At 39.0% G+C, this 7,098-nt stretch carries 9 protein-coding genes; 7 read left to right on the forward strand and 2 right to left on the reverse strand.

Translation table 11 applies throughout. The features are described 5' to 3' along the window. The first annotated feature begins 113 nt into the window (after positions 1–113). Both H5115_RS03335 and htpX read left to right on the forward strand, forming a co-directional pair. On the forward strand, positions 114–1,697 hold the full coding sequence (locus H5115_RS03335) for an FAD-dependent oxidoreductase (RefSeq protein WP_182753625.1): 1,584 nt from the start codon (positions 114–116) through the stop codon (positions 1,695–1,697). A 212-nt stretch (positions 1,698–1,909) separates the two neighbouring features. Then, positions 1,910–2,773 carry a protease HtpX gene (gene htpX / locus H5115_RS03340; RefSeq protein WP_182753627.1) on the forward strand — a complete coding sequence of 288 codons (864 nt, stop codon included), beginning with the start codon at positions 1,910–1,912 and terminating at the stop codon, positions 2,771–2,773. An 85-nt stretch (positions 2,774–2,858) separates the two neighbouring features. Here the strand turns inward: htpX and gloA are convergent, their stop codons facing one another. Then, on the reverse strand, positions 2,859–3,386 hold the full coding sequence (gene gloA, locus H5115_RS03345) for a lactoylglutathione lyase (protein WP_182753628.1): 528 nt from the start codon (positions 3,384–3,386) through the stop codon (positions 2,859–2,861). A 120-nt stretch (positions 3,387–3,506) separates the two neighbouring features. On the opposite strand from gloA, the gene H5115_RS03350 reads away from it, so the two are divergent. Both H5115_RS03350 and H5115_RS03355 read left to right on the forward strand, forming a co-directional pair. Further along, entirely contained in the window at positions 3,507–3,947 is a 441-nt protein-coding gene (locus H5115_RS03350; protein ID WP_182753631.1) for a GNAT family N-acetyltransferase, read from the forward strand. A gap of 91 nt (positions 3,948–4,038) precedes the next feature. After that, the gene (locus tag H5115_RS03355) at positions 4,039–4,548 is read left to right on the forward strand and encodes a DUF421 domain-containing protein (RefSeq protein WP_182753632.1); all 510 of its coding nucleotides are present in this window, start codon (positions 4,039–4,041) and stop codon (positions 4,546–4,548) included. A gap of 70 nt (positions 4,549–4,618) precedes the next feature. Here the strand turns inward: H5115_RS03355 and H5115_RS03360 are convergent, their stop codons facing one another. Further along, positions 4,619–5,239, reverse strand: coding sequence for a trimeric intracellular cation channel family protein (locus H5115_RS03360; protein ID WP_002961255.1), 621 nt, complete (start codon positions 5,237–5,239; stop codon positions 4,619–4,621). Positions 5,240–5,633: 394 nt separating this feature from the next. On the opposite strand from H5115_RS03360, the gene H5115_RS03365 reads away from it, so the two are divergent. The 3 genes from H5115_RS03365 to H5115_RS03375 form a co-directional block, all read left to right on the forward strand. Then, positions 5,634–6,236: a cold shock domain-containing protein gene (locus H5115_RS03365; protein ID WP_182753635.1), complete on the forward strand. Its 603-nt coding sequence runs from the start codon at positions 5,634–5,636 to the stop codon at positions 6,234–6,236. A gap of 301 nt (positions 6,237–6,537) precedes the next feature. Further along, positions 6,538–6,831, forward strand: coding sequence for a hypothetical protein (locus H5115_RS03370; RefSeq protein ID WP_182753637.1), 294 nt, complete (start codon positions 6,538–6,540; stop codon positions 6,829–6,831). Positions 6,832–6,895: 64 nt separating this feature from the next. After that, positions 6,896–7,098 (forward strand): transposase (locus H5115_RS03375; protein ID WP_182753638.1); only part of this gene is annotated, 203 nt, incomplete at its 3' end.

Here is a 7,098-nt window from a genome sequence, read left to right on the forward strand (position 1 = left end):
AAAATATTTACTTTTTTAGGTAAATCTTGAAATAGTCAGCCTTAGTACACATATAAAAGTTTATAAATACATAGCTTGCTTAAAGACAATGTTACTAAGGACATAACGACTATATGACGCCCCCATTTATTGAAAACTACGCCCCAGATGCGCACGTAAGCGCTGAGCCAAAAGCACTAAACTATGGCTTACCTAAAAAACGCGTAGGTATAATAGGTGGAGGCACAGCTGGCGCCACAATAGCCATTAGACTTGCTGCGTTAGGGCTAGAAACTTATGTGCTTGAAAAGAAAAAGTCGTTAATTGATGGCCCTCCAATGTGCCATTTGCATGCGGGTGGCAACTTATATCGTGAAATACCCGACGAAGACTGCATAGATTTACTCAAGCAATGTATAGATATTGCGCGCCTTTATCCTTACACCATCGATGTTCGCCCCACAGTATTTGCAGTGCCTAAGCGCGATGACGACTCACCGGAAGATTTATTTCCGCGTTTAAATAAATTAGTAAAAGCCTACAGCGAGCTTGTAGAGCAAGATAGCGCTAATAAAGTGTTAGGCGAGCCAGAGGATTATTATCAGTTATATAGTTATGAGCAAATGCTAAAGCTTGCTAAGCAAAAACAAGTAGCCAAGCCCACGTCGTTAGATGAGTGGATGATACCCGTGGCTAAGCATTTAGATTTAGATAAGCTAAAGTTTCCGCTAATTGTTGCACAAGAATATGGCTGGAATATTTTTCGTTTATCGGCCAGTGCACAACTCGCCCTTGCACAGTACAAACACGCTCACGTTTTAACAAGCACCAGTGTTAAAAATGTATCGCCAGTTATAAATACCAATAATGATAAGCAAACACTTAAGTGGCGCATTGGGTATCAATCAGAGCCAAGCCTTGATGAACAACCTGATACTTCAACCAATACACAAGCCGATTCACAAACCATTGAGGTAGATTACCTAATTAATGCGTGTGGTTTTCAAACCGGGATTATTGACGACCTCGTTGGGGTAGATGTAAAACGCATGGTCGAATTTAAAGCCTCTTACATTACTCATTGGCAAGGTGCTGGTGGGCAAATACCCGAAATAATTATTTATGGTAACCGTGGCACGCCAGAGGGCATGGCGCAACTAACGCCTTACCCTAACGGGTATTTTCAAATACATGGCATGACTAACAACATTACATTGTTTAATGATGGCTTAGCTGATGCAACGTCAATGAGCGCACAGCCTAAACTTCCCAATAAATACCTGCATTATATTAAAGATGGCTGGGATGAAGCTGCATTGCAAACACGTACCCAAACAGCAATTGATTATGTAGCCGAGTTTGTCCCTGCGTTTAAAACTGCTAATAAACAAAATAATGCCTTATATGGCGGGCAACAAATCCCGGGTGAGGACGACACCTTGCGCGTAGCCGATGTAAGTTTATATTCGCACATTAGTTACGCACGGGCCGAAAATGTTAAAGCATCGTCAACGTTAATAGCGGCGGATCAAATAGTGGATGAGTTTATAAAATTAGGAATAATAAGTAGCGATCCTGCTGTAAATCATCACCGCAGTACCCACCAATGGTCGTACCTTAAACATAATAGCAGCGAAAAAATTGACGAAGTTGCACGCATATTGGCACACGAGCGTGGTTTTCCGATTGATATGGCAGAGCTAAGTCATAGCTTGTAATAAGCTGATTTATAAAGAAACTTCATATTTAAATTTGCTGTAAAACTCTTCCTAAAAAAATTATCAATAAACACATAAATAACACTTGTGTTATGACATAGTTTGTCACAGAATAGCGGCAACGTTATGACATAGTGTGTCATAACGCAGTGATTGCTTTAACCTAATTTAATTTTATGTTCGGTGATCAAACCTATTTTTGTGAGGACAATATGAAACGTATATTTTTGTTTTTATTAACTAACCTAGCGGTTATGTTGGTATTAGGTGTAGTGCTTTCAATAATAATGAGTGCGCTGGGCTTAAGCCATCGTAGCCTAGGCGGAATTTTACTTATAGCCACCGTATTTGGTTTTGGTGGATCGTTTATTTCGTTATTTATGTCGAAATGGATCGCTAAAAAATCAACAGGTGCGCATGTAATTACGCAGCCTCAAAACGAAACCGAACATTGGCTTGTACAAACGGTATCTGCGCAAGCACAAAAAGCAGGTATTAAAATGCCCGAAGTGGCTATTTACGACAGCCCAGAAATGAACGCGTTTGCAACGGGTCCAAGTAAAAACAACTCGTTAGTGGCAGTAAGCACAGGCTTAATGCACAACATGACCAAAGATCAAGCCGAAGCCGTACTTGCCCACGAAGTATCGCACGTGGCTAACGGCGACATGGTAACGCTTACGCTAATACAAGGCGTGGTAAACACCTTTGTAATATTTGCCGCAAAAGTACTGGCAGGCATTGTAGATAACTTTATTAATAGCGATGAAGAAGAGGGCGGCAGTAGCTGGACATACTTCTTATTCGACATGTTATTCCAAGTATTATTTGGCGTGCTAGCAAGCATAGTGGTTGCTAGTTACAGTCGTAAGCGTGAGTTTGCAGCCGACAGCGGCGCAGCAAAACTAGTTGGTGCTGACAAAATGCGATCAGCCCTTGAGCGATTAAAGCAAAACCACCCGTCGCAATTACAAGGCTCTATGATGGCCTTTGGTATTGCAAGTGGCAAAGGTGTTGCTGAATTGTTTTCATCGCACCCACCGCTTGATGCGCGAATCGACGCACTACGTAAGTAACGTTTAAATATTACTTACTACATAACCCTAAGCCTGCATTAGCAGGCTTTTTTATGTGTAATATTTTTGTATCGAGAAATAATAATTACTGAGAAAGAATAATTTCAGTAATACCTTTGGCAGATAGTATTTCAATCCAGTAGCCGTCAGGGTCTTTAATAAATGCTAAGCCTTTCATTGAGCCATCATCTGGTTTTTTAACAAACTCAACATCGTATTTTGCAAAGCGCTCACAGGCTTCGTAAACATCCGGTACGCTAATACCAATATGGCCAAAGCCTTTTGGTTCTTGGTTACCACTGTGGTATCCCTCAAAGCTGTCGTCGGTTTCGGTGCCCCAGTTATGGGTAAGCTCAATTAGCGCAGGGCGACGAAACACCCATTCTGCTTTAGTTTTATCATCACCTTGTGGTAATTCTTGCTCGTAGCCTAAAAAGTAAAGCGTAAACTTCATACCAGGAAAATCATACTTACCTAACAGCTTCATACCTAATACATTTTGGTAAAATTCAAGCGACGGCTTTGGATCTTTAATACGTAACATAGTTTGTTGCATAACAAAGCCCTGAGTGGCCTGTTCAACTTGTTCTGGAGATTCGTTATAGTTAGACATGGTGATCCTTTCAAAAATGATAAAGCGAAAATAAAGATATAATGCTTAAACCATCATAATCAACCGTAGTTTAAATTTAAACTGTCTAGGTCAAATCATATAATAAAAACAAGGAATTTTATGCCTATTACAATAACCACAGGCACAATTGATGATGTAACCGCAGTGAGTGAATATATCCCTGAACTGCTAACAACCATTGATAGTGACACTTTACGTAACCGTTTAGAAAACAAAAAAGCATTGATATTAGTAGCACATAAAGAAGATACATTAGTTGGTTTTAAAATTGGCTATGAGCTATCTAATACACAATTTTATAGTTGGCTTGGTGGAGTGCATTTTAACTATCGTAGATTAGGTGTTGCTAAAAAATTACTTGTTCAACAAGAAAAGTGGGCTTATGAACAAAGCTTTACCAATATACATGTTAAATCGATGAACCGGTTTCCTCAAATGCTGACTATGCTCATCACTAATGGTTATCACGTTTGTGGCTACGTTGATAAACAAAGCACAGAGCTAAGTAAAATTAAGTTTGTAAAACAACTAACAAAGTAAATGCAGGCACTTTATTCATCGTTATTTAACTTAGCGCCATGTAGGGTTATAAGTAAAAGCTAATTACCACCTTTAATAGCAAGGAACCACTATGTTTTATGATGATATTCAGGGGTTATTACGTGTACTTACAATAGGCGTACTGGGTTATATCGCACTGGTGTTTTGGCTTCGCGTATCGGGTAAACGTACGCTTTCAAAGTGGAACGTGTTCGACTTTATAGTCACCATTGCGCTGGGCTCTATTTTAGCCTCGGTGATTATTTCAAAAAGTGTTCCGCTGTTTGAGGGCATACTTGCCTTTGTAGTATTAATAGGGCTGCAATATATTATTACGTGGCTTAGTGTGCGCTCGTCAAAATTTGCAGCGCTTATAAAAGCAGAGCCTACGCTGTTACTGAGTGATGGTGAATACTGCACGGCTGCACTTAGATCACAGCGCGTAACAAAGTCAGAAATTCGCGCAGCTATACGTGGCGCTGGTATATTAGCCATAGAAGATGTAGCCGCAGTAGTGCTAGAAACCGATGGCAGTTTTAGTGTACTTAAGCAAAATAATAGCGGGTTAAAAACCGCGTTAAGTGATGTAAGCGGACATTAAATTAATACGCTAGTACTTATATTAATTAAGGCAGGTATATTACCTGCCTTAATTTGTATTAAAGCCTAATTTATTTAGCGTGCTGCTCTAATAAACTAAAGGTAGGTAAGCGCCATTTAAAGCGTATTGATGCCATCCGTATTAAATAGCCTGCAACAAGGCTTACAATAATGCTTATGTTGTCGTCAATATTGTAATGGTGCAATGCTAAGTATAAACAGGCAACAAGTAACGACACACTCGCGTATAGCTCGTTATGTAATACAAGCGGCGCTTGGCGACATATTAAATCACGCAGTAAGCCACCAAAAACACCCGTTACAACCGCAGCCACTACACAAATACCGTAATGCAGGCCCATATTTAGCCCGACTTGGCAGCCAATAATACTAAAAGCTGCAAGCCCCAGCGCGTCTAAGCGCATAAATATGCCTTTAAATTTAACTACCCATTTAGCCAGCCACGTAGTGACAATACCGGCAATACAGGTAATTAATAAATACTCTGGGTGTTGTACCCACGTAAGCGGGTAATTGCCTAGTAATATATCTCGCACGCTACCACCGCCAATTGCCGTGGCGCTGGCTACTAGCACTACGCCAAACCAATCCATTTTCATTCGTCCTGCGCTAAGTGCGCCGGTCATGGCTTCTGCGGTAATACCAATAATATAAACAATCGTTAATAGCATGAGATAATCACTTAAAATACGTGCGTAAAAATAAGGTGTGGATTGTATAGATAAATTAAGTAAATAACGAATGAAAAATCGTACTAAAAACGGTTAATTTAGATAGAAATAACTAATAACAAAACCGAGTGTAAACAAGCTGTTAAGCTGGTGGGTGAGTGCGTAATGGTTGATGTGAATTAAAGGACATTTGGCCGTAAATTATAAATAAAATAAGTTGAGGTTTAGTTGTTTTTAGAGCGTTTATTTTTGAGTTTATTTTATTAGGTAAAGCGTAAAAAATTAACGCAATATGAATATTTGGTTGCATGGTTTTAATTTAGGAACGTATAATAACAAGTGTTAACTAAATGGAATTTGCGTAAAACGCAGCTTAAGCAGAGCAGGTGTATACATGAACAAAGGATTGTTAAAGACGTGGAAAACCGACAAAGGTTTTGGTTTTATTAAATCAGACACCCTAGAACACGACACATTTATACACATATCAGCGCTCAAACACATGAGCCGCAAGCCAAAAGTTGGCGACACCATTTACTTTGAAGTTGCTACGCAGCCCGACGGTAAAACCAAAGCAATTAACTGCCGTATAGAAGGCGTTGCAGAGCTTAAAGCACCTTATCAAAAACACAAACAACAGCCGCACCGTATTGCCAAATCTAATTTTGCCAGTAGCTTTTTGGGCAAAGTCGCCTCAATTAGCATTATCGCTGTGCTTGGCTTTGTCGCAGTAAATAAATACAACCATTATCAAAGTAACGAGCAATTTAATAGCCAAACACCTGTTATCACCAACGCCGATTTAGCCACCTTTGATGGGCAATACCCAAAAACCGTGATTCCAAAAAACACCCATAATTTTACCTGTGACGGCAGGCAATATTGTACTGAAATGCGCTCACGCGATGAGGCGGTATTTTTTATTAATAATTGCCCGAACACAAAAATGGATGGCGATGGTGATGGAAAATCTTGTGAGAACGATTCACGGTTTTAGCGGCTAGGGCATTTATAAGTTTTGTAGTCAAAGGTTAAGTAAAGATAGGATTTATTGCATGCTGTATGTAAATACAGTAATGCGAGGTTTGCCCCATAACATTATCAAAATTCGTTATGGGGTTAAATTACAAAGGTTACTGATTAGCAATTGTAATTATCTGTTTATAAATGAGTTGGTTGGTGTGATTATCGAACAACGTAATATACGCCGTTTTGGGTGTTATAAACCACCTAAATTGGGTTCAAGAAGCTGTTAGTGTTTTTTTTAAGTTTAGTCGTTCATAAAAGGATTTTGTAAAATGATTGATGATTTAAGTCTGAGTAAGAATGTACAGTTTTATGAGCTCAATAAAGCACTTACTGTAAAATCTATCGAAGATACATTCAAAGAAATATCTAAAGATCGTGTAGGTAACTATCTTAAAAATAGTTATCTTGTAAGAAAAAAATATACAACAGCCACTGGTAACAAAGTTATCTACTCCATTGTTTCATATAAGATTGAAGCTGAACCTTCATTTTTATTTGGTACTACGGTTAAAGAACAAAAGTATGCTTATCTGCTATTAATTGAATGTGGTGTAGTGGCATAGTTAATTTGGCCACCCATTAAGAAAGAAATGTTATGCTAATAAGCATACAAATTTGGGTGAAAAAATGACGAAATTAACACGCGCAACGTATTCTACTGCAATCAAATTAGAAACAGCTCAGCTTGTAGTTGATCAAGGCTATACGCAAGAAGATGCAGCTAAAGCTATGGGGGTTGGTAAATCAACTGTAAGTAAGTGGGTAACTCAATTAAAGCAAGAACGGAATGGCCAGTCCCCATTGGCTTCACCAATGACGCCTGAACAAAT

It is taken from the genome of Pseudoalteromonas sp. SR44-2 (genome assembly GCF_014163745.1).
Classification (GTDB): domain Bacteria; phylum Pseudomonadota; class Gammaproteobacteria; order Enterobacterales; family Alteromonadaceae; genus Pseudoalteromonas; species Pseudoalteromonas distincta.

Bases quoted from the DNA above. Each gene is read 5' to 3' on its own strand.
- H5115_RS03335 (WP_182753625.1), top strand. From the start codon at position 114: ATGACGCCCCCATTTATTGAAAACTACGCCCCAGATGCGCACGTAAGC.
- htpX (WP_182753627.1), top strand. From the start codon at position 1,910: ATGAAACGTATATTTTTGTTTTTATTAACTAACCTAGCGGTTATGTTG.
- gloA (WP_182753628.1), bottom strand. From the start codon at position 3,386: ATGTCTAACTATAACGAATCTCCAGAACAAGTTGAACAGGCCACTCAG.
- H5115_RS03350 (WP_182753631.1), top strand. From the start codon at position 3,507: ATGCCTATTACAATAACCACAGGCACAATTGATGATGTAACCGCAGTG.
- H5115_RS03355 (WP_182753632.1), top strand. From the start codon at position 4,039: ATGTTTTATGATGATATTCAGGGGTTATTACGTGTACTTACAATAGGC.
- H5115_RS03360 (WP_002961255.1), bottom strand. From the start codon at position 5,239: ATGCTATTAACGATTGTTTATATTATTGGTATTACCGCAGAAGCCATG.
- H5115_RS03365 (WP_182753635.1), top strand. From the start codon at position 5,634: ATGAACAAAGGATTGTTAAAGACGTGGAAAACCGACAAAGGTTTTGGT.
- H5115_RS03370 (WP_182753637.1), top strand. From the start codon at position 6,538: ATGATTGATGATTTAAGTCTGAGTAAGAATGTACAGTTTTATGAGCTC.